This window comes from Microcystis aeruginosa NIES-843 (genome assembly GCF_000010625.1).
GTDB lineage: Bacteria > Cyanobacteriota > Cyanobacteriia > Cyanobacteriales > Microcystaceae > Microcystis > Microcystis aeruginosa.
In genome coordinates this window covers 4,340,939-4,359,411 of the sequence record NC_010296.1, presented here as the reverse complement: position 1 = coordinate 4,359,411, position 18,473 = coordinate 4,340,939, and the positions used below count along the sequence as shown (strand labels likewise).

The window sequence follows — 18,473 nt, the reverse complement described above, 5'->3', positions numbered from 1 at the left end:
CGGCAACTAAGCCGAAAATTTCAGAGTTCCCCCGGTCATTCTCAATAAACAGTGCTTGTTGAGAATGACTAGGCAATCAGACTTAACATCTAGGGGGAGATGTTCCAGTTGCTCGCTTTGTTTTGTCACCCCTTGAAGTCAATCCATCTGGTCAAGATAAGAGATAATATTCCTGGCAAGGTTTGGGAAAAAATCTCAAAATGTTGCGCCTCTCATCCGTTAAGTTGCTAATCTTTTGATTGTCTTGAATACGGACGAGATGAATCCCTTGAAAGCCCTGAAATATCCAGCGTAACGTCGGTCGGTCAGTTAACTTACCCAACGGATTTTTCAGTCCCGTCTCCTGCTGTTTTAAACTTAAACGAAGTTGTCTTTGACCAATAGTATAAACCAGCAGGCACAAGCCCATGAGCATGGCCATGACCTCGATTCTATGGGGAGATTTGAGAAAGACACTGTGGGCAAAAAAGCAGGGGTCTTTGAGAAAAGAAAATCCTCTTTCCGGAGCTTGTTGCCCTTTATATTTTTTGAGTATATCCTCACTGCTTAATCGTTGTTTCTCCAAATCGTTAGTTGCTAAAACGAATCGTCCTGCTCGTTTCTTTAGCCTCTCAATGGCGGTCAAATTCAACTCTAATTCGGCTTGAACTTGATAGCTTTGAGAGGGTAAATCGTCTTTTGATTTGAGTTTTGACCCCTGGGACTCAGGCGGAATGAGATTGACTTTAATCTCCGTTAACTGATGAGATTTTAAGGAGTCAGATAATCCTTTGGCTATCGCCAACGCCACCGCTCTATTCTCAAATTCTCTTCGGGATAGTTGCCGGATTTTTTCTTGGGCAGAATTCTTTTCCTGCTCGATTTTTTTCTCTAATTTTTTCAAGTCTGATTCTTGTCTAGCTTGACTTTCAACTAGCAACCATCTTTGTTCTATCCCCCCATAGTTAGAGATGGTTTCCCGCCAGGAATAACCCGGTATTTCTGAATCGGTTAACTCTTTTTCTGAGATGCTATCAACCAACTCTTGAGCCTCTTTAATGCTTAATGGTACTCGAGACAACCAACGCATTTCTTTCATTAGTTTTAAATTCTCTTTGCTATAGAGGGCGCTATCGCCGACTATTAAACTGTCAAAGTCAACTTGTTTTTTAAATTCTCGGGCGATTTGACCAAAAACCGCTTTGTCCGCTTCATTTCCGTCCCCTACTTTCAGGAATAAAGGTACATCTCCATCCCCACTTACGATTAAGTCAATCATAAATTGTTTTAAGTCAGGTCTTCGGTCGCGGGAGTATCCGTAGGTAATTTTTATTGGCTGTTGTCTGGTTTCAATTTCTTCTCCCACTGCTCCTGATTTCAGGATTTCTACTGTTGGGTATTCCTTGTTATATTCTCCTTCTACTGATAGAGAAGTCGAATCTAAATGGGAGTTCTCGGTTGCTACACCAAATTTTTTCACGGCCGCTAAACTAATCAGTAGGAAAATGACCGAAACATTAAGTTGATAAAGTTTGTCCATTACTCGACCAATTTTATCATCATTCAGGTGTTTTGGTTCGATGCCCTCTCCCAGCAGATGTTCGGTTGCTTTATCTTCAAAAAATTGAGGAAATAAATACAAGGCTCGGGAGACAAATCCCAATCCATTCAGGATAATTGCTTTCACGACTTGCCCAGCTGTGACAATTTCTCCTCGCTCAATTGAGACTTGTTCGTTGATAATTTCAACGATTCCTATTTCATCGATAATTCCGGCTACTAATCCCAGATGGTCTAGATTTTTGACTTCAATTTCTGTTGATTGATTCATGGTCGAACAGTCCACTCGCCTCAGTTTTCCAACAATTCCTATTTTTTCATAATTAGGGGTCTCAAGACCCCCCTAGCGGCCACCGAGAAAACCTTCACCAGCTAGGTATTTTTACTCAAGTCTCTGGAGGGGGACAGCTTACACCATTTTTCTTTATTCGCGTCACAACGAACACCGGCTTGGCAAGCATTCGAGCGTGGATGTCTGTCATGGATTTAGAAATTTGGTATTATGTGACAGTTGAGGGTGCGGAATGTGGGATGTAACACAGTGAACATTTTTCACCTGATGTCCAGAAGACACCGAAGTTTTCCCCTAACACTGTCTACTCAACACTGCAATCTGATAACTGATAACTGATAACTGATAACTGAAATCCCCAACACCTCGATCGAGAAATTATTAAACAAATATTTCGCAATATAGACAAAATTGGGAACTAAGTTATAATTTAGAACGTCTCTGAGTAATTTACTAACTTTTTGCTTGAGGTAATTGTGTTTAACAAAATTTCCCTTGTCGCTGGTTTTGCCGGTTTAGTTGCCCTAACCACCGTTGGCGCTGTACCCGTACAAGCAGGACCGGAAAATAACGAAATCCTGATCAGTCAACTGCGCGGCCATGACACCTACAGAGGTGAGCCGCAACTCAACCCCGGTGACTATATACTAGGTCGCGTTCGGGGAACCGTGGGTGGCATTATGTCCATCCAATTGATCAGACCTGTAACAGTGGATGGCAAAGAAATTTTCAGTGGCGACTTTGCTGACGGAACCACCGCTCGTATTAGTGGGGATGCCACTGGTGGTGACGATGTACTATTGCAGGTGGTAGATGGCAAATTAGTTTATGTGGGTAAAGCTCATCCCTATTGGGTTTCCCGCTTGAAACTAAAATCGGAAATCACCACCAGCGCTACTCGCTCGCAACTTTTAAGAGAAGTTAACCAAAAAGAATCCGCTTGGGGACTTCCCGCTTTACCCCCGGAAACCAGAACCTTTACTGAAGTTGCTCCTCAACCCGCTCCCGAGCCTAGTGTATCTCCTATCCGCGGACTTTGGTAGTGGCAAGATATCAGGAGAAAATCTCTTGTCTTGAGACTGAGAAGCTGAAAAATCTTCTCAAAATCTGATACAAAAATACTAAATACTCCCCCTTTTTCCGATCGAAGGGGGGTCTTTTTCAGTCAAAAATTGATAAATAATTGTATTTCAGCCCGGATTCTCGTCAAAACATCGGTAAGGGCATGATCACTATCTAATTCGATTAATTTTACCCAAGGACGATTTATGCAATAATGGCGACTATTTTCTAGGGGAATCACCTCATCGGCACGACCATGAATAATCAGGGTGGGGAGCTGCCTGATTAACTTTTCTTGGGGATAATTAGCTAAATCCTCGATAAATTTGGAATAAATTGGCAGAGAACGACGATAACCGTAGTGATAAACCGATAAACTCCCAGATTTTTGCCAATTGGCTAGGGTTTCTGCTCCCAATTGTCGCAACCAAATCGGCCCGAAATTAAAAGCCGGAGCTAATAAAACGAGCCTTTGCACCTGAGAATAAGTTTCTGCCAGCCAAGCTGCCGTTAAACCGCCAAAACTGGAACCAATCAGTGTAACGGGAAACTGAGATTGTTCAATCAATGGGCCGATTTGGACAATCTGACGAGTGAGAGTTAAGCTAGAAAAGTCATCACCGTTAAGATCGGGAATTTCCATTGCTAAACCCCTCTTTTGCCAACAATGTGCCAAAAATTGCGCTTTTGTTGATTGGGGGCTAGAAGCAAAACCGTGTAGATAAATATATCTGTTTTGAAGAACCGCCATTCTAGAACCAATTAGGGTCTGCTGAAAAAGTTTGCTGGTGGGGGCAGGGTGTGGGGTGTGGGGTGTGGGGTGTAGGGTTTTACCGATTTTGAGGAGGTCAATTACCTAATTTTCGGGGAAAAAGCACCTGAATTTTCCCCCTGATCACCCTCTTGCCTAGCACTTTTGGATTTCAAAAAGGTCTCAAAGTCTTACCCAACAAGATTTTTAGATTTATTCAGCCAACCCCAATTAGATTTCTTCATCTTGCTCTTTGGTAGCACTGGGAGAAGAATTATAAATGGCATCTAACTGTTGACGAGCATCTTCGACAGTGAGAGAACGAATCACTAACAGAGGTTCATTAATCGGTTGTCCGGCCTCGTCCAAAAGTTCGGGATGGGAAGTCATGGGATAACCGTAGGGATTATAGGAATTAGCCGATTTAGCAGGACGTTTCTGGGAATCCATGCTGACAGTAATCAGACTCCGAATTAAATTATTAATGGTCAAAAAAGCGATAACTGTGAAGGCGAGGATATAGAGCAGATGTAACATTGGCCGAGTCTCCCATGAATTATGTGTGAATATTCCCTAATTGCCAAAACTTTATGCTAAAAATTCGCTCAACTCTCTAGCTTACCAAAAAGTTTCAGGTTAAGCATCAGTTTGAGGAGATTGATATTCTCCCCAACCCTGTAATCGACGACGACGACTGCTGACTCCCCAACACTCTGCCACCAACTGATGCCAAGGCAACAACATCTTGGCCTCGATACCCACCTGACCACCTGTGGTTTTAAAGAGTAAATAAGCCGTGGCCACCTCCTGTTGGGCGTTTTTGACTCTTGCCAATAAATCGTTTTGTTCCTCGACGCTGAGAAAGGATAATCTCTCGGATTCGAGGAGGAGACGGGAACGGGAAAACCAATGGGTGAAATCCTCTAGTAGAGGTTCCAATATAGTTTTCAGGAGTTCGTTTTCGGTGGGTTGCGAAGGAAACATTATTCTTATAATGACGATTTTGCTTACCTTAATCTTAGCGTTATTTATATTTCTTAACATTATGACGGGAAAACTTTAAGATTTGCCCCGGCTGTAGGCGGCACTAAAGAAATCCAGTTCACAACTAAGGGCATAACGATAGGATAAAGAGATATTTTCGGTCATCAGGGTGTATTTATCGGCTAATTCCTCTAACTGGCTTGCTAAAGCTTCAAATTCATCCCCACTATAACTATCAATCCAAGCTTGATAGGGATTCTCAGGAATCGGCTCTAAGGCTAATTGTTGACCCAGATAAGCATAAAGACGCATACAGGGACTCATCGCCACGGCAATCGCACCGATATCACCCATCCAAGCGGTAGCGAGAAGAAAATCCCGATAGCGACGGGTGGCGTTAGCGGGCTGAACCTTTCTCAGGTCAACCCCCCACTGTAAAGCGTAATTTTCGTGTAATTCTAATTCCTTTAATACCCCTGCCGCTAACCGATGAAAGCTAGTAAATCCCTGCCAATCGGGAGCTTTAGCGGCGGCGATACTGTAAGCACGGGCGAAAGATTCCAGAAAAAAAGCATCTTGACCGACATAGAAAGCGAAACAGTCCCGTTTAAGCTCTCCTGTGGCGATACCTCGCACAAAAGGGTGTTCTAGACAAGCTTGTACTAGATCTTGATGGCTGTGCCAAAGTTGCTGACTAAGCATAGGAAAATACTAATTAGGTGGACAAGGTTGGTTAAGTGGGTGGGTGGAATTAAATATAAGATGAATGTAGCGATTGTCTTAAAAGTCAAGGGGAATAAAGAAAATCTTTTGTACCCCAAATAGGCAAGACAAAGTAACGGCACCAGTCATCCGTTTTGTCAGCGATGAAATTGTTCGGAAAACTGGACTAAGCGGGTGCTTGCCAGCATTTATTATCACGAATCATGGCATTGAGGATAACCAGCAATTTCCTCATACAGGCAACTAAGGCCACCTTTTTCAACTTGCCATTGGTCAACAACCGTTCGTAGAACTTCCGAATCACTGGGTTATGACGAATGGCTACCAATGTGGCCATGTACAAGCCACAGCGAACCGAGGTGCGTCCCCCCGAAATCATGCGTTTACCCTTGTGCTGGCCACTATCGTGGTTGATAGGAGCGACCCCGACCAGCCGGGCAATCTGTTTTTCGCCAGAGTGTTCCCATCTCGGGTAATTCCGCCAAACATAGGGCAGATGAAACTTTGCCGATCCCTTTAACGGATTGTAAGATTTCATTTTTGCGTTGCCAATCGGCTTGCTGTTGGGCGAGGGACTGAATCTGCTCGTTGAGGCTTTCAATACGCTGTTGGATTTCCTCAATATGGGCTTTGATATCTAGTTGCACCGTCTCAGACGCACGACTGAGGCGGTTTTTCTCCGCCACCTGCATCTCCACCAACTGCTGTCGTCGTCGTACTAGGTCGCTCAATTGTTGGGCTTGGGGGGCAACCACGGGTTGGGGTTGGGGTTGCACGGCTCGTGCGAATTGAGCGATTACCTGTGCGTCCAATTTGTCCGTTTTTGCTTTCCCCAATGCCGTCGCAAACCCTTTGACCTTGCGGGGGTTGGCGATCGCTACCGGTATTGTGGCGGCTTGTAAGCCCGATACGAGTGCGCGCTCTAATCCACCCGTCGATTCCACCACCACCAAACTCGGTGAGAGAGGATGTAATTGTTCAATCAGCGATTGAACGCCAACGTCGCTGTTGGGTTGTTGCAAGGTCAGACCTTGCGGCAACACGTAGATATCTAGAACCTCTTTACTGACATCGATCCCTACCCATGTTTTTTCTTCTGTCATCGTTTATGCTGGGGTTAAGTTATTTTGTCCCTTTGGTAACTCGTCCTTGCGAATACGAGGTTAATCCTCCAGCGATTGTTCGAGCTTGTCTCATCGGGATGACGGCGTGGCTCCGGTGGCTACCCAACGGTGTCAAGCACCTCGGTTGAACTGGATGTCCACGCCCTTTTTCAGAATATAGGCACCCAAGCTACAAAGCGGTATTTTTTACCTAGGTTGGGACGGGTTGCCTACTTCTCAAGATACAAGGTTGGGTTGAAGCATGAAACCCAACGCCCGCATGGGTTACTGAAAATGGGTAAAACCCCACACCCGTTACAGTAGAGCAGGAAGTCGCCTTCCCACCCCCTGCTTCAAAACCGGACTTACGACTTTCGCCGTATCCGGCTCCTGAGTAACTAGGCTACTGTCATTAGTAGAATAATAATGGGAATTATTATTTCCTTGTCTATTCAACCCTCTTGGCTGTATCCCCACCAGACAAGATTGTTGGTTTTAGGGCGTATATGACCGTTGATTGTTGCTTAGACTTCCTAGTTACCCGTCCTTTGTCAGCATATCTTTGATATTACTCAAAGCCTTGGCTTTTAAGGACATCCTCTCCCTCTATTGACTTGCGGATGGTTTCCTACTGCCCCGAACGGGCAGAGTCAATCAGGGTTACTTCGTTCCCTATAACCATTGGTTGAACCCTTAGGATGATACTGTCCACAACAGAGTAACGGGAATGCCTTACTGATAGTGGTATGAGCTATCAGCCCCAACTCTGTTAACTTTTGTTTCGAGCCTGTCAGCCTTTTGGCTCGTGGGTGTTGACGATGGTTAATTCGTATCTTCGCCCCAGGGCTATCCATAGGTTCTGGCTCAACGGGTTTCTGATTTAGGCTATCAGATACCGCTTTTTTTTCCTCGCTCACTACCTCAGATGTACCAAGTCTAAAGCAGCAGGAAATGCCGTCACTCTAGGCATCTAGAGGACAGGACTAAGGTTATTACTAACCCGCACCTGTAGGGTTATAAAGTTATCAAGGTACTACATTTACCAAGCGGCTAATCCTCTAAACGTCTTACTGTCTAGTTTCTAGCCAACGAATCGCACCACACCCCACACCCTACACCCCGTCAGTTCATTTCCTTAACCCAAACTGACGCTAACCCTGTTACAATACAGATAACTAACCAAATTTGAATTAAAAACTATGCGACTTAAGCGATGGGAGTCCCCCCGCCGTCAGGGACGTAACGACAAAGGCAAGGGTGGTTCGGCCCGACAGCGACAACTGAAAAAACAATTTAAAATGCTGTCGAAAAAACTGAAAGGGGGAGAGAGTAACATCTCTCCTCTTTTTTTGTCCCCAGCAATCTCCTCTGAAAAATCTTCCTCTGGGAAACTCTCAGTCTCCTGAAACAGTCCCAGACTTGAGCCACTTTCAGATTAGGAAAAAAAATGAAGCGTACACTTGCCGTCATGACGATGACAGTAGCTTTAACCCTCACCAGTAACCATTCTAGCCTTGCGGGAGCAATCTTCGATCGCATTCAAAAAACTGGGGTAATTACTGCGGGCGCTCGTAAAGATGCTATTCCCTTTGGTTTTGTCAACTCCCAGGGCAAGTGGGTGGGTTACAGCCTTGATATGTTAGAGTTAATTCGCAAGGAAACCGAACGGAAGTTAGGAAAACCAATTAAGTTAAAAATTGTTGAGATTACTCCCCAAAATCGCTTTGAAAAGTTGAAAACAGGGGTTATAGATATAGAATGTGGCTCCACTACTTTTACTTGGAAAAGAGAAAATGAAGTGGATTTTTCTGTTAGTTACTTTGCCGGTGGTACTCAATTGCTCACCCGCAAAGGTAGTAATCTCGATGACATCGGTAGCCTGGCAGGCAGACGCATTGGAGTAATTGCCAATACTACTAATGAAGCAGTAATTAAAACTCAACAACCCGCCGCTATTTTGGTCAAAGTTAAAAATCGTGGCGAGGGTTTACAAAAACTAGAAGCGGGAGAAATTGATGGTTTTGCCAGTGATGGCATTACCCTGGAAGGTTTAAGGAAAAGCGCTAAAAATCCCAATAATTTAGCCATAGTTCCCTCCTATCCCTACGCCTACGAATCCTATGCCTGTACTTTACCCGAAAATGATTCTAAATGGCGCGATACAGTGAATTATACCCTATTAAAATTCATGGAAGGGATCGTTAGTGACCAACAACAAGCGGTGACAATTTATGAACGTTGGTTTGGTGAAGAGGGTGTTGTTCCCTATTCCAGAGAAACTATTAATGATTATTTTCAAGGCATTGTCAACACCTACGAATGGATTCCTTTAACTGTATTTCCCTAAAATTAAGACCTTTTTAGGGAAAGGTTCAAAAAGGCACTCTTGCAAGTGGGAATAATTATGAATGGGGAAGTGGGAAGTGGGGAGGTGGGTTTTTAAAGGAGGAAGGAAAATTTATTGTAATTTCTCAATGATACTGATAATGATTCTCTTTAGCTGGGGGAGATTGTTTTGAATCACTTTCCAGACGACTTTTTCATCAATTGCCCAATATTCATGTCATGAACTAATTTATCCCGCATACCTGCGATGTTTTTCCAAGGAATATTGGGATAATTAACTCTCACTTCATCAGGAATATTTTTGACTGCTTCCCCGATTATTTCAATTAATTTTACTGCCGAAAGAAATATTTCTATCTTAGTTGGAAATTCTGCAAAGCTTAGATCCTGAGTCATCTTTTCTCGTTGACAAATTGCCTCTAGAATGTCTTGCAAGAAATCTCTAAATTCCCGTTGCGTCATACATAAATAACCTCGGATAAAATTCTTTCTCTCCTTCTTCCTTTTAATCCATTTTTACTGATAACATCCGCTTTTACCTTAAGTAAATCACTTAAATAATATTCCAGATCTACTAAATCTAGTAAACTAGGCGGTTCTGTATAATCTATCAGAATATTAACTTCACTATTTTCCTGCACTTCTCCTTTTACATAATCTCCAAAAATACCTAATTCACTGACATGATACTTTTCTTTTACTAAGGACTTAACTTGACCCAAAATCGCTTTAATTTCTTCTAAATTTTTCATGATGCTTACCTTCTAAGATAACGGAAAAGACTTCTACCCTACTGATCAAAATGTTATTTCCTGTATCTGTATTGTAGCAGATATCGGATGAAAGGATAAACCATACTCCTTGAAATCATGGGAATTGAGAGAGTTAGGCCAAAAATACCCCCTCAATTGACTGAATTAAGGGGGCATTTGTCGCAGATATTTATCAAGAAATTCCTCTGATGTTAAACAATCAAAATCAGCAATAATTTTGATTAATTCTCGATTTTCAGACAAAAAGATTTCTGCCGCACCATATTTGGCAGTTAGATAGATAAAAACATCTTCAGAAGGCACTAATTTTTCTGCAATTATCTGACTTGCTTCTGCTTTCATTGCAATCGTTTCTGGTATACATAAGCAATTAAGATTCTGCCAGATTTGATCTACTATTTTGGCTGCTTTTGCCAACTCGTAAAATTTGGTTAATGAGTTCCTGGGAAATAATAACTTTGATTGAAGATTGATTATTGGGGGTATAATATCCTAACCATGTAAGAATTCGCTCTTGTGGTGAGAGGGGTTTTAATTGACCAATAATATAAATATTTGCATCTAAAAAAATTCTCCTCATTCATACCGCTCCTGAAATAGTTCTTGCTTCACTTTACGAATAAGCTCTAAAATCTGTTCATCAGTGTCGATACCTGCTTCTTTAAATGCAGCTTGCATCTTAGTACGAGCTTGTTCAAATTCTACTTGTTCATTTTGATCGGGAACAATAATAACAACTTCAATCTCTGTGTCTGTTGGCAAATCTTGATGGGGTTGCTCGATAATTAATTGTCCATCTTTGATTTTGGCTTTAGTCTGAATAAATTGCATTTTTGATTTTTCCTCAGACTCAATCTGGTTTATTATATCTATCTTATCATTTTCGAGCGACTAATGTGTAAGAGGAAGATATATAAAAAAACAAAACCACCTCAACTGACTGAATTAAGGGGCGATCGCAAGTTTTTTATTAATGTTTTTTAGGAGACTTTTGTGGTTTCCTTTTCTGAGGGTTTGGAGGGTTTTAGTTGGCACTTGAGGGTTATCTCCATACTTTCACCCGCATTATATCAAAATGATAATCATAGCTCCAAACAGGTAGATCTAATTCGATTGAGATGATAGCAGTCAAAGCATCAACAATAGTAATAGTTTGATCAGGAAATTGTTTAGCTTTTGCTATGGCTGCGAAATACTGATCTTCTGTCGGATTGATCAGATTAGCAGATTCTAAGCAATTTTGTGTGAAATGAGTGGCTTGTTCAAATCCTAATCTATATAGAGGCAAGCTGTAAATTCGGCTAAAACAGCGTCATGATTGATGGATGTGTCAGTATAGCCACTTCCTTTGGGTGCGGGAGATAAGTGAAAAGATTTTTTCGGTTTGGATAAATAGCCTTTCGCTATTAAAAATGATTCTATAGCCGTTTGTACTGTATCAGAAGAAGATACCTTATGCTCTTGATTGTAGGCGGCTAGAGCATTAATTATGGTGGTGGGTAGCTCAATCGTCACCTGTTGCATAACCAAAATCCTCTTGATTTAATCATGTCCCTATTATACAATAAACCCCCTCAACTGACTGAATGAAGGGGCATTTATCGTATTTTGTCAGCAATTTAGCCTACTTTTGTGGTTTCGTTTTCTGATGTTTTGGAGGATTTTAGTTTGCGTTTCAGGGTTGAAGCTGCGCCTAATGCACCAAAGGAGCCAATAGCTAAAAGTCCAGCGGTTGAGGAGGGTTCAGGAACAATTTGTATAGCCCCTTTGCAGCTACCGGGGCAACCGCCATAGTCATAGCCTGGCCCCGGCCGCTTGAAGGTGCTATCAAAATCCGGCCGGGTGAATACTTGATAATCTTCATTTTCAGTACCCCCTACATGGAAAGCTAGACCTCCAAAAGAAAAGTTACCAGCTTTATACCCTGCTGGAAGCACTCCTGGAGCAAAGCCACCATTGGGATTGTAAAGGTTATCCGTCGGCGAGTGGGGAATCTGGTCTATGGTTGGAACACCATCGACAGGTGCATTAAAAACGCCAGAGCCTGCGGGAAGTATATTAGCAATAGGGTTAGTGATGCCTTTTTCAGTAACTGTTCCCGTCACGTCAAGGATTTTGTAGCCTGTAAAGGTATATTTTGGAGAAGTTAAACCACTGGTTGGATCAGTGTAAGCGGGTACATCAGTCACAGTAGTCAGCGTGTCCTCCGTAGTCAGATTCAGTTTAAATAAATCACCGTCCGAAGTTAAAAAGTCGAACTTGAAGCTAAGTTGAGCAGCAGGAGGAGCAGCGTGAGCAGGACTTGTAGATAGTCCGATTAGTGCAGTGGTTACAGCCGCTCCAAGAATCGCGGCTGAGATGCTGTTTTTCATTTTTTTTCTTCTCAATAGTGCGGTTATCCCCTCCCAGCTAGGTTAGGCAACACCCCAACCCAACACCAAAGGGAGACAACGGGATTATACACATTCCCCCCCCCACAACTGTATTAAAATATACAATTTAATAAATCTTTACATTCCTCTCCCTAGCTTAGGGATTCACAGGGGAAGGAGTCCCAGGTGTTTTCCCCTGTTTTACCCCTTCTCAAGCGACCTATTGCCTTCCGTGAGGGATTGTGGCGCGGTATGTCGGATTGGCTGCTTAATTATTGGGAATTAATGAAATCTTGAGGATGAACGATGGTAATATTGGGAATAGGGATAAAGTCATCAGGATTAAAGGTTAATAAATGGGTAATGTTAGAAGCTTTCATGACAGCAAGAAGCCTAATATCATGAGTGCGTTTTCCTTTAATGTTGTAGATGGTGACTAATTGAAACCAAAGGGGAAAAATATCCGGCGTTTCTGCAATTAATGTAAAGTTATCTAATAAATCATTGACATAATTTGTAGCTTGTGCTGGAGTCCAACCTAAACCATTAACATCAAGGGGTCGGGTTGCAACTACCCAAAATTCAATTAAAACTTGAGGAATAATAACACATTCATTAGCTGTTTCGACGATTTGAGTAATTACATTATTAGCAAGAGAATAAGTTGCTGAAGACGTATCAGCCGCCCGAAGCAAAATGTTAGTATCCAGTAAATATTGAGTCATTAGTCTTCATACATAGTGTCACGGTGTAAAGCTTCATCAGGTAAATTCGCACTTGTTTTAGGAAGTTTAGCGATTACTTTCTGCCATTTTTGAGCTTTTTCCTGGGGAGTGAGACTATAATCTGGGGAAGGGAGGGAAATTCTTGAGGTGAGAGATTCGGTGAAGGATAACACTTCTTGTTGTTTTTCTAAGGGAAGTTTTCTTAGGTTTTTAATGATAACTTGTTCAATGTTCATTTGACTTAGACTAATAGGCAACCATATCAATCATATCTCATGCCGCAATTTCTCTATATTTAATAAATCTTTACATTCCTCTCCCTAACTAGCGATTAAGATTTTGGGTCTTTTTGATTGTACCGATAGCGATCGCTCCGCTCGCCGCTAGGTCAGGCAACAGCCCAACCCAACGCCAAAGGCGGATGGCAACAGCTTACAGAATACCTATTCCCTAGGGAATCTATCTTTAGAATGATTTGAAATATGCTAAGTTGAGATACGATGTCACGATCGCATCTAGCCAGTACCATGAGTGAAATTAGCATCGGGGGAAAAGTCCGTCTGATTGCCATTCCCCCTTACCTGAAAACCGCCGATCCCATGCCTATGTTACGGCCGCCGGAGCTACTCAATATCGACGATATCGGCACGGTTATCGATCGCCGGCCGGGGGGTTATTGGGGTGTAAAATTCGATCGAGGCTCATTTCTGCTCGATAGCAAATATTTAGAAGCCATTTAAACCCGTTAAGTGCATCGCAGTCAAGACAACTTTTAACCAAGGTAAAACTATCGGTCATTGGCTGCCAGAAACTGCCTGCTTGGATGATTAAATCTCTGAAAAAAAAATTATACCCAGTAAATCAGTCTAGTTATATCCAAGTGATCGGTAATCCAGAATAATAATAACCTAAATTTATGGAACTATGCTCTGTTTCCCAATCTAACACCTGTTCCACACGCTGATAAATTGCCGCAGCTTCCTCACTAGAATTGCCGATACAAGTTAACCCTAATTTACCAAATTCCGACAGCGCACCCATGAGATGAAAAACTGTTCCTGTTTTACTGCTACTATCAAAATGCAAGTGATGTTTAGCAATAATATCCATTAAATCATCGGGAAGTAAACCTTTGTATTGGGTTTTGTGGAGATTATCGGAGGCAATATAATACTTTTCCTGGTGAGGTTGACTGAAAAATAATCCAGTTTCTCGATCGTATTTACCATTAGTTAAAAGTTTCAAAGTCATAAAAGGATGGGTGGTTCCTCCTTTTCGCAGATTAATTTCGATCGCCTGTAAATCCCAGACTAAAGTTTCTGGATTTTTCACAGCGACGAAATCAACTCCATAGCGTTCAATTGCCCCCTTGGCTGCCAGAATTTCCCCTATTTTTAGGCCTAATTCCTGTAATTGTAGGCGATAATTTTCATCGGCAGGAAAATGACAACCTAGATAAATTTGACCATCGGGACCGCCTAAAATTTGATCGTGAGTGGAAAGAATATTCACTTCTCCCGTGGGTGTAATATAACCCTGCACACTCGGCGATCGCTTTTCTTCTCCTTCAATAAAAGCTTCGACAATTGCCCCTAATTCAGCAATTCTGCCGGAAAAACTGTCCCAATTTTCATCCCTTGCTTGAAAACTCATTTTCTCTAATTGTTTGGCCAAGAGATTCATTTTCTCGCTTAAATCTAGGCTGTTACTATCAACAATTTCCGCTAAAGGACGTAAATCTAAAACTGCATTTCCTTCTCCCGATAACCCCTCATTTAACTTAACTACCATGCGTTTTAGTTGCGGTTGACGGGACCACAAACTAGCGGCTTCGTATAACAAATCCTTGACCGTATTTACCTGTAAACTACCGTCAGGATGGGGAATATTGCCTTGACCAAAAATCTCGCGACTGCCACTTTTAGAACCCCAATACAATAAGTCTGGACTACAGGCAAATAAAGGAATATCTAATTGTAAAGACAATTCTCGCTCTAAATTAGTAGAATTAAAACAAACCATGTAGGCACGATCTCGACGCAACGCTTGCCGGATTCTTGCTACTAAGCGCGGTCTTTCCAGAATTTTTTGGGTTAAAGGTTGAAAAGAGTTATCGTGAGTTGTCAGTAATAACAGACGATTATTAGCATGGGAAAAAGGAATCCCAGGCAACAATTGCAGGTAATAATCAATCACCATCCGCGCCAGTGGCTGCGCTGTTACATAGATTAAACGAGTTTTCGGGTGTCGCAACCGAATCAGAGAAAATAATAATCTTTCTTCGTAATGTAAAAAACCCGCTACTTTTTGACCGACTCTCTGATCGATACTAAAAGAAGGGACAACTAGGATATCATAATCCCATTCATCCGATTCGGGAACGTTTTCTCCCTGCCAAATCTCTTTTAATTTTTCTTGTAATTCTTGATACCGCAGACGCTTTCCTAGCATCAAATCTCTATCTAACAGCATGGTTTGTCCCACCTCTGTGGTTGCAGACACCTGTATCTTATCGATTTTTAGAGCCTGTCGTCTCCAGTGCCTTTCTTTTCTTAATATTCCCCCAGTCCCTCCGATCGTTGCCCTTAAAAAGGGATACAGTGGACTCTGTATCCCCTTTAATCACCTGAGATTGCCTTTAACCTAGCGGGTGGAATAAGAGATCGGGATAAAAGCGATTAAATTCGATTAAAATCCCGGCGGTGAAAGTCAGCAGCGCCATAATTAACACGGGTGCGGACGAGAGAAATTTAGTAAGTCCTTCCATCTGAGTTCTCCTAGGGAATAAAAAGTCAAGGGTTTGACACAAAAATTAACGAGGGGAAACGGTAATTTCCGAATCCTTAACGGTTAATTTACCGGAAGTGGCTTCTTGTAAAGCCGCCAAGGGCCAGAGAAAACCCGTTAACATTTTGCTGAGAGCGAGGGGAACATCGATGATGATTTCCTTCATTTCGGCATCTTTGCTGTCGCGCACGGCGATTAAATAGGCCCGACCAACCCAACCGATCCAACCGGTAATGTACAGGAATAGGATGCTAGGGATAAAGAAATCGCCCATGTGATCCCAACGACCATCAACAATTAGGTGAGGATAGCCTTCAGGTCCACAGAGAGCTTGGGAGTAGGTTTGAGCGCGTTTGGCTCCCGATTCGGGGTCAGGAGTGGTGTTGCGGAAACTCTTCGCTTTTTGTAGGAAAGCGGGATTTTCGCTACAAGGGGTCAGATTAGACAAATCAGCCGACGCTGGAGCGGCAAAGGTGAACCAGAGAGATAGCACCAGGGCCAGAGCGAACAATTTTCGCATAAATTGTTTCCTTTTGTTACGAAATATGAAGTTCTTTGTTCAAAAAGCGAACAATTTGATCGTACACGGAAAAAATCTTACTCCGATGAGGGATACGAGTAAAGTTTCTATTACAAAACTATACGCAAAGCTTCAGACCCCGGTGATATGAACCACCACTTGTCTTTGGTGACGACTCTGACGGTGTTCCCAGAGATAGATACCTTGCCAGATGCCTAAAACTAATTTACCCCTAGCGATCGGGATTTGTTCCGATGTCCGGGTTAGCACCGAGCGAATGTGAGCGGGCATATCGTCTGGCCCTTCGGTAGAGTGATAGTAGAGACTGCTATCTTCCGGCACTAACTTGGCGAAGAAATTGGCCAAATCGGTGAGAACATCGGGATCGGCATTTTCTTGGATCAGCAAAGAAGCGGAGGTGTGACAGACAAATATACTGCATAATCCCGTCGTTATGCCCGATTCAGCCACGATCGCTTCTATGGGGGCAGTCAGACGATGGAAATTCTTGGGACTGGTGGTAATCGTCAGGGATTTTTGATATTGACGCATGGGAACCGAATCAGGGAGAAATGGGTGTAGGGGGGATTGTCCTGGATAGCAAAGGTTGTCCCGCTTGTAAGAGATCATGAAGGTTCACCACTGCCCCGATAACAGCGATCGCTGGGGACTCAAAGCCGGTGGCTTCGATCTGGTCCATAATCGTAGTGAAAGTACCGATTAACTGCTGTTGCTGCGGTGTTGTTCCCCAGCGAATCAGGGCGATCGGTGTTTCTGGACTTCTGCCAGCCTTGGTTAACTCGCCGATAATATAGGGTAAATTATGCACACCCATGTAAACGACAATTGTTTCCGCACCATGGGCGATCGCTGACCAGTTAACTTGAGGACGATATTTACCCGCCATCTCGTGGCCGGTGACGAAGGTAACGGAAGAACTATAATCGCGATGGGTGAGGGGAATACCGGCGTAGGCAGGCACGGCAATTCCTGAAGTGATCCCCGGCACGATCTCGACGCTAATTCCAGCCGCGATCAGATCGAGCATTTCTTCACCCCCGCGACCGAAAACAAAGGGATCGCCCCCTTTGAGACGAACAACCACGGCATTAGTCCGGGCCTTATCGATCAGTAAAGCGGTGATTTCCTCCTGTACCAGAGAATGACGACCGCGACGCTTACCCGCATGGATTTGTTCGGCCCGGGGGTTAATCATGGCTAGAATCGAGGGGCTAACTAGGGCATCATAGAGGACAACATCGGCATTTTCTAGGAGAACTTTCGCTTTTAAGGTCAACAAACCGGGATCTCCGGGACCCGCACCAACGAGATAGACCTTACCGCAACTTTCTGATTGATTCATAGATACTGGGGAGAAAATTCTTGCTTCGATCGAATGCGCTTGATCCCTACTTTATTGTGACTGGGGCAAAATTTGGTATTTTTGACTACAGTTACTCGGCGATCATGCGCTTTCTTCATGAAGAATTATGATCTTAACATTACTTAACCTTTTATCTAGCGATCGCTCTGATCCTAAATCCCGTTTAACAGGTATGGGGGAGTGGAAAGTGGGGAAAAGGGAGCGGGTTTTTCCAGTGGGATTGGGAGTTAATCATGCTATTAAAAACCGATTCAGTATAACGGTGAAGTTAGGCAATTGGTACGACTTGGAGGCGTAACCCAAGTGATTGTAAGACCTTAAGAACTGTGGCAAACTCTGGATTGCCTTCGATTGACAAAGCTTTATAGAGACTTTCACGCCCCAACCCTGTTTCACGGGCAATATGTGTCATCCCTTTAGATCGAGCAATATCACCTAATGCTGCTACCACTAAGCTTGGATCGCCATCTTCAAGAGCTGCTTCAAGATATGCAGCTATATCTTCTTTTGTTTCGAGATGTTCTGCCGCATCCCAAGGATAGGTTTGGATAGTAGCCATGAAAATCTCCTATAAGTCTTGTGCTAAATTTAATGCTGTTTTGATGTCCCGTTCTTGAGTTTGCTTATCTCCTCCTGCCAAGAGGATGATCAAGGTCTCGCCTCGCTGAATGAAATACACCCGATAGCCTGGGCCATAATCGATCCGCAGTTCCGATACACCTTTTCCTACTGGTTTAACATCGCCTGGATTGCCCATAGACAGGCGACGAACACGAATGTCTATACGTGCTTTTGCTTGGTGATCCCGCAAATTGCTAAACCACTGAGAGTAGGTTTCGGTCTGGCGAATTTCAATCATGCCTTAAGTGTATCCTATGGGATACAGAAGGACAACCAATAAAAATAAGGTGCGTTACATTTCATTAACGCACCCTACAAGATCGGCGATCGCAATAATCAATGTGCATGGTGCGTTCCCCAAAAATCGATCGCTGGAGCGGTAGAAGTTGCCTTAGGGAACGCACCCTACAAGATCAGCGTGCTGCTACGCAGTGCCTTCGGCATCGCACTTAATTAAGGATAAAAACTAGGCTTTAGCTTTTAAAGGAAAT

General features: G+C 43.1%; 27 protein-coding genes and 2 pseudogenes. 6 read left to right on the top strand and 23 right to left on the bottom strand.

Features of this window, described 5'->3' with window-relative positions:
- Positions 1–151: 151 nt before the first annotated feature.
- Positions 152–1,810, bottom strand: a complete 1,659-nt coding sequence (locus MAE_RS20655) for an IS1634 family transposase (protein WP_012263887.1) — start codon at positions 1,808–1,810, stop codon at positions 152–154.
- A 497-nt stretch (positions 1,811–2,307) separates the two neighbouring features.
- On the opposite strand from MAE_RS20655, the gene MAE_RS20650 reads away from it, so the two are divergent.
- Positions 2,308–2,874, top strand: a complete 567-nt coding sequence (locus tag MAE_RS20650; RefSeq protein ID WP_041804241.1) for a hypothetical protein — start codon at positions 2,308–2,310, stop codon at positions 2,872–2,874.
- Positions 2,875–2,996: 122 nt separating this feature from the next.
- On the opposite strand, the gene MAE_RS20645 is transcribed toward MAE_RS20650, so the two are convergent.
- Positions 2,997–3,644 carry a YqiA/YcfP family alpha/beta fold hydrolase gene (locus MAE_RS20645; protein WP_012267273.1) on the bottom strand — a complete coding sequence of 216 codons (648 nt, stop codon included), beginning with the start codon at positions 3,642–3,644 and terminating at the stop codon, positions 2,997–2,999.
- Between the two features lie 48 nt (positions 3,645–3,692).
- Between MAE_RS20645 and MAE_RS36530 the strand changes: the two are divergent.
- Positions 3,693–3,935, top strand: a pseudogene (locus MAE_RS36530) (hypothetical protein).
- Here MAE_RS36530 and MAE_RS20640 read toward each other — a convergent pair.
- The 4 genes and pseudogenes from MAE_RS20640 to MAE_RS20620 all read right to left on the bottom strand — a co-directional run bounded on the left by MAE_RS20640 (position 3,876) and on the right by MAE_RS20620 (position 6,454).
- Positions 3,876–4,181: a DUF2973 domain-containing protein gene (locus tag MAE_RS20640; RefSeq protein ID WP_002732775.1), complete on the bottom strand. Its 306-nt coding sequence runs from the start codon at positions 4,179–4,181 to the stop codon at positions 3,876–3,878. The pseudogene MAE_RS36530 and the gene MAE_RS20640 overlap by 60 nt on opposite strands.
- A gap of 99 nt (positions 4,182–4,280) precedes the next feature.
- Complete coding sequence (locus tag MAE_RS20635) at positions 4,281–4,688, bottom strand: DUF2605 domain-containing protein (protein WP_002757231.1); 408 nt, start codon at positions 4,686–4,688, stop codon at positions 4,281–4,283.
- 15 nt (positions 4,689–4,703) lie between these two features.
- Positions 4,704–5,330, bottom strand: a complete 627-nt coding sequence (locus MAE_RS20630; RefSeq protein WP_004162521.1) for a TenA family protein — start codon at positions 5,328–5,330, stop codon at positions 4,704–4,706.
- A gap of 187 nt (positions 5,331–5,517) precedes the next feature.
- Positions 5,518–6,454 (bottom strand): annotated as a pseudogene (locus MAE_RS20620) (IS110-like element ISMae40 family transposase).
- Positions 6,455–7,653: 1,199 nt separating this feature from the next.
- Here MAE_RS20620 and MAE_RS30535 point away from each other — a divergent pair.
- Positions 7,654–7,860 carry a hypothetical protein gene (locus MAE_RS30535; protein ID WP_012267271.1) on the top strand — a complete coding sequence of 69 codons (207 nt, stop codon included), beginning with the start codon at positions 7,654–7,656 and terminating at the stop codon, positions 7,858–7,860.
- Between the two features lie 41 nt (positions 7,861–7,901).
- On the top strand, positions 7,902–8,801 hold the full coding sequence (locus MAE_RS20610; protein WP_012267270.1) for an amino acid ABC transporter substrate-binding protein: 900 nt from the start codon (positions 7,902–7,904) through the stop codon (positions 8,799–8,801).
- Between the two features lie 111 nt (positions 8,802–8,912).
- Here the strand turns inward: MAE_RS20610 and MAE_RS35870 are convergent, their stop codons facing one another.
- The 10 genes from MAE_RS35870 to MAE_RS20560 form a co-directional block, all read right to left on the bottom strand.
- A complete protein-coding gene (locus MAE_RS35870; protein WP_261779598.1) occupies positions 8,913–8,978 on the bottom strand; it encodes a hypothetical protein in 66 nt (21 codons plus the stop codon).
- The gene (locus tag MAE_RS20605; RefSeq protein WP_012267269.1) at positions 8,975–9,262 is read right to left on the bottom strand and encodes a HepT-like ribonuclease domain-containing protein; all 288 of its coding nucleotides are present in this window, start codon (positions 9,260–9,262) and stop codon (positions 8,975–8,977) included. Before MAE_RS20605 ends, MAE_RS35870 begins: the two co-directional genes overlap by 4 nt.
- On the bottom strand, positions 9,259–9,552 hold the full coding sequence (locus tag MAE_RS20600; protein WP_002757241.1) for a nucleotidyltransferase family protein: 294 nt from the start codon (positions 9,550–9,552) through the stop codon (positions 9,259–9,261). The genes MAE_RS20605 and MAE_RS20600 overlap by 4 nt, the downstream gene beginning before the upstream one ends.
- Before the next feature lie 165 nt (positions 9,553–9,717).
- Positions 9,718–9,990, bottom strand: a complete 273-nt coding sequence (locus MAE_RS20595) for a hypothetical protein (protein ID WP_158303549.1) — start codon at positions 9,988–9,990, stop codon at positions 9,718–9,720.
- A 159-nt stretch (positions 9,991–10,149) separates the two neighbouring features.
- A complete protein-coding gene (locus tag MAE_RS20585; protein ID WP_002757246.1) occupies positions 10,150–10,404 on the bottom strand; it encodes a hypothetical protein in 255 nt (84 codons plus the stop codon).
- 211 nt (positions 10,405–10,615) lie between these two features.
- Positions 10,616–10,861, bottom strand: a complete 246-nt coding sequence (locus MAE_RS20580) for a hypothetical protein (protein ID WP_002757248.1) — start codon at positions 10,859–10,861, stop codon at positions 10,616–10,618.
- Positions 10,843–11,097 (bottom strand): hypothetical protein, encoded by a 255-nt coding sequence (locus MAE_RS20575; RefSeq protein ID WP_002757250.1) that lies wholly within the window; start codon positions 11,095–11,097, stop codon positions 10,843–10,845. The genes MAE_RS20580 and MAE_RS20575 overlap by 19 nt, the downstream gene beginning before the upstream one ends.
- 95 nt (positions 11,098–11,192) lie before the next feature.
- A complete protein-coding gene (locus MAE_RS20570; protein ID WP_012267267.1) occupies positions 11,193–11,945 on the bottom strand; it encodes a PEP-CTERM sorting domain-containing protein in 753 nt (250 codons plus the stop codon).
- 272 nt (positions 11,946–12,217) lie between these two features.
- Positions 12,218–12,670 carry a type II toxin-antitoxin system VapC family toxin gene (locus MAE_RS20565; protein WP_002750618.1) on the bottom strand — a complete coding sequence of 151 codons (453 nt, stop codon included), beginning with the start codon at positions 12,668–12,670 and terminating at the stop codon, positions 12,218–12,220.
- Positions 12,670–12,906: a hypothetical protein gene (locus tag MAE_RS20560; RefSeq protein ID WP_008202209.1), complete on the bottom strand. Its 237-nt coding sequence runs from the start codon at positions 12,904–12,906 to the stop codon at positions 12,670–12,672. The genes MAE_RS20565 and MAE_RS20560 overlap by 1 nt, the downstream gene beginning before the upstream one ends.
- A gap of 291 nt (positions 12,907–13,197) precedes the next feature.
- On the opposite strand from MAE_RS20560, the gene sipA reads away from it, so the two are divergent.
- On the top strand, positions 13,198–13,410 hold the full coding sequence (gene sipA / locus MAE_RS20555; RefSeq protein ID WP_002777112.1) for a regulatory protein SipA: 213 nt from the start codon (positions 13,198–13,200) through the stop codon (positions 13,408–13,410).
- 130 nt (positions 13,411–13,540) lie between these two features.
- Here sipA and MAE_RS20550 read toward each other — a convergent pair whose 3' ends face one another.
- The 5 genes from MAE_RS20550 to cobA form a co-directional block, all read right to left on the bottom strand.
- Positions 13,541–15,142, bottom strand: coding sequence for a peptide ligase PGM1-related protein (locus MAE_RS20550; RefSeq protein ID WP_004162530.1), 1,602 nt, complete (start codon positions 15,140–15,142; stop codon positions 13,541–13,543).
- 166 nt (positions 15,143–15,308) lie between these two features.
- Positions 15,309–15,437, bottom strand: coding sequence for a photosystem I reaction center subunit IX (gene psaJ, locus MAE_RS20545; RefSeq protein WP_002738148.1), 129 nt, complete (start codon positions 15,435–15,437; stop codon positions 15,309–15,311).
- Positions 15,438–15,482: 45 nt separating this feature from the next.
- Entirely contained in the window at positions 15,483–15,977 is a 495-nt protein-coding gene (locus MAE_RS20540; protein WP_002748906.1) for a photosystem I reaction center subunit III, read from the bottom strand.
- Positions 15,978–16,109: 132 nt separating this feature from the next.
- Positions 16,110–16,529, bottom strand: a complete 420-nt coding sequence (locus MAE_RS20535) for a secondary thiamine-phosphate synthase enzyme YjbQ (protein WP_008201139.1) — start codon at positions 16,527–16,529, stop codon at positions 16,110–16,112.
- 10 nt (positions 16,530–16,539) lie between these two features.
- Positions 16,540–17,340 carry a uroporphyrinogen-III C-methyltransferase gene (gene cobA / locus MAE_RS20530; protein WP_008201141.1) on the bottom strand — a complete coding sequence of 267 codons (801 nt, stop codon included), beginning with the start codon at positions 17,338–17,340 and terminating at the stop codon, positions 16,540–16,542.
- A 127-nt stretch (positions 17,341–17,467) separates the two neighbouring features.
- Between cobA and MAE_RS32670 the strand changes: the two genes are divergently transcribed.
- Positions 17,468–17,659, top strand: a complete 192-nt coding sequence (locus MAE_RS32670; RefSeq protein ID WP_125730772.1) for a hypothetical protein — start codon at positions 17,468–17,470, stop codon at positions 17,657–17,659.
- On the opposite strand, the gene MAE_RS20525 is transcribed toward MAE_RS32670, so the two are convergent.
- Both MAE_RS20525 and MAE_RS20520 read right to left on the bottom strand, forming a co-directional pair.
- Positions 17,630–17,920 carry an addiction module antidote protein gene (locus MAE_RS20525; RefSeq protein WP_002757266.1) on the bottom strand — a complete coding sequence of 97 codons (291 nt, stop codon included), beginning with the start codon at positions 17,918–17,920 and terminating at the stop codon, positions 17,630–17,632. The two genes, MAE_RS32670 and MAE_RS20525, sit on opposite strands and share 30 nt — an antisense overlap.
- Positions 17,921–17,929: 9 nt before the next feature.
- Positions 17,930–18,220, bottom strand: a complete 291-nt coding sequence (locus MAE_RS20520; RefSeq protein WP_008201144.1) for a type II toxin-antitoxin system RelE/ParE family toxin — start codon at positions 18,218–18,220, stop codon at positions 17,930–17,932.
- Between the last annotated feature and the right edge of the window lie 253 nt (positions 18,221–18,473).

What these genes read in the sequence shown, in the direction of transcription:
- MAE_RS20520 (WP_008201144.1), bottom strand. Translation starts at nt 18,220, where the DNA reads ATGATTGAAATTCGCCAGACCGAAACCTACTCTCAGTGGTTTAGCAAT.
- MAE_RS20655 (WP_012263887.1), bottom strand. Translation starts at nt 1,810, where the DNA reads ATGAATCAATCAACAGAAATTGAAGTCAAAAATCTAGACCATCTGGGA.
- MAE_RS20560 (WP_008202209.1), bottom strand. Translation starts at nt 12,906, where the DNA reads ATGAACATTGAACAAGTTATCATTAAAAACCTAAGAAAACTTCCCTTA.
- sipA (WP_002777112.1), top strand. Translation starts at nt 13,198, where the DNA reads ATGAGTGAAATTAGCATCGGGGGAAAAGTCCGTCTGATTGCCATTCCC.
- MAE_RS20565 (WP_002750618.1), bottom strand. Translation starts at nt 12,670, where the DNA reads ATGACTCAATATTTACTGGATACTAACATTTTGCTTCGGGCGGCTGAT.
- MAE_RS20570 (WP_012267267.1), bottom strand. Translation starts at nt 11,945, where the DNA reads ATGAAAAACAGCATCTCAGCCGCGATTCTTGGAGCGGCTGTAACCACT.
- MAE_RS20550 (WP_004162530.1), bottom strand. Translation starts at nt 15,142, where the DNA reads ATGCTGTTAGATAGAGATTTGATGCTAGGAAAGCGTCTGCGGTATCAA.
- MAE_RS20540 (WP_002748906.1), bottom strand. Translation starts at nt 15,977, where the DNA reads ATGCGAAAATTGTTCGCTCTGGCCCTGGTGCTATCTCTCTGGTTCACC.
- cobA (WP_008201141.1), bottom strand. Translation starts at nt 17,340, where the DNA reads ATGAATCAATCAGAAAGTTGCGGTAAGGTCTATCTCGTTGGTGCGGGT.
- MAE_RS20600 (WP_002757241.1), bottom strand. Translation starts at nt 9,552, where the DNA reads ATGAAAAATTTAGAAGAAATTAAAGCGATTTTGGGTCAAGTTAAGTCC.
- MAE_RS32670 (WP_125730772.1), top strand. Translation starts at nt 17,468, where the DNA reads ATGATCTTAACATTACTTAACCTTTTATCTAGCGATCGCTCTGATCCT.
- psaJ (WP_002738148.1), bottom strand. Translation starts at nt 15,437, where the DNA reads ATGGAAGGACTTACTAAATTTCTCTCGTCCGCACCCGTGTTAATTATG.
- MAE_RS20645 (WP_012267273.1), bottom strand. Translation starts at nt 3,644, where the DNA reads ATGGCGGTTCTTCAAAACAGATATATTTATCTACACGGTTTTGCTTCT.
- MAE_RS20640 (WP_002732775.1), bottom strand. Translation starts at nt 4,181, where the DNA reads ATGTTACATCTGCTCTATATCCTCGCCTTCACAGTTATCGCTTTTTTG.
- MAE_RS20585 (WP_002757246.1), bottom strand. Translation starts at nt 10,404, where the DNA reads ATGCAATTTATTCAGACTAAAGCCAAAATCAAAGATGGACAATTAATT.
- MAE_RS30535 (WP_012267271.1), top strand. Translation starts at nt 7,654, where the DNA reads ATGCGACTTAAGCGATGGGAGTCCCCCCGCCGTCAGGGACGTAACGAC.
- MAE_RS20610 (WP_012267270.1), top strand. Translation starts at nt 7,902, where the DNA reads ATGAAGCGTACACTTGCCGTCATGACGATGACAGTAGCTTTAACCCTC.
- MAE_RS20525 (WP_002757266.1), bottom strand. Translation starts at nt 17,920, where the DNA reads ATGGCTACTATCCAAACCTATCCTTGGGATGCGGCAGAACATCTCGAA.
- MAE_RS20635 (WP_002757231.1), bottom strand. Translation starts at nt 4,688, where the DNA reads ATGTTAAGAAATATAAATAACGCTAAGATTAAGGTAAGCAAAATCGTC.
- MAE_RS20535 (WP_008201139.1), bottom strand. Translation starts at nt 16,529, where the DNA reads ATGCGTCAATATCAAAAATCCCTGACGATTACCACCAGTCCCAAGAAT.
- MAE_RS20605 (WP_012267269.1), bottom strand. Translation starts at nt 9,262, where the DNA reads ATGACGCAACGGGAATTTAGAGATTTCTTGCAAGACATTCTAGAGGCA.
- MAE_RS20630 (WP_004162521.1), bottom strand. Translation starts at nt 5,330, where the DNA reads ATGCTTAGTCAGCAACTTTGGCACAGCCATCAAGATCTAGTACAAGCT.
- MAE_RS20575 (WP_002757250.1), bottom strand. Translation starts at nt 11,097, where the DNA reads ATGCAACAGGTGACGATTGAGCTACCCACCACCATAATTAATGCTCTA.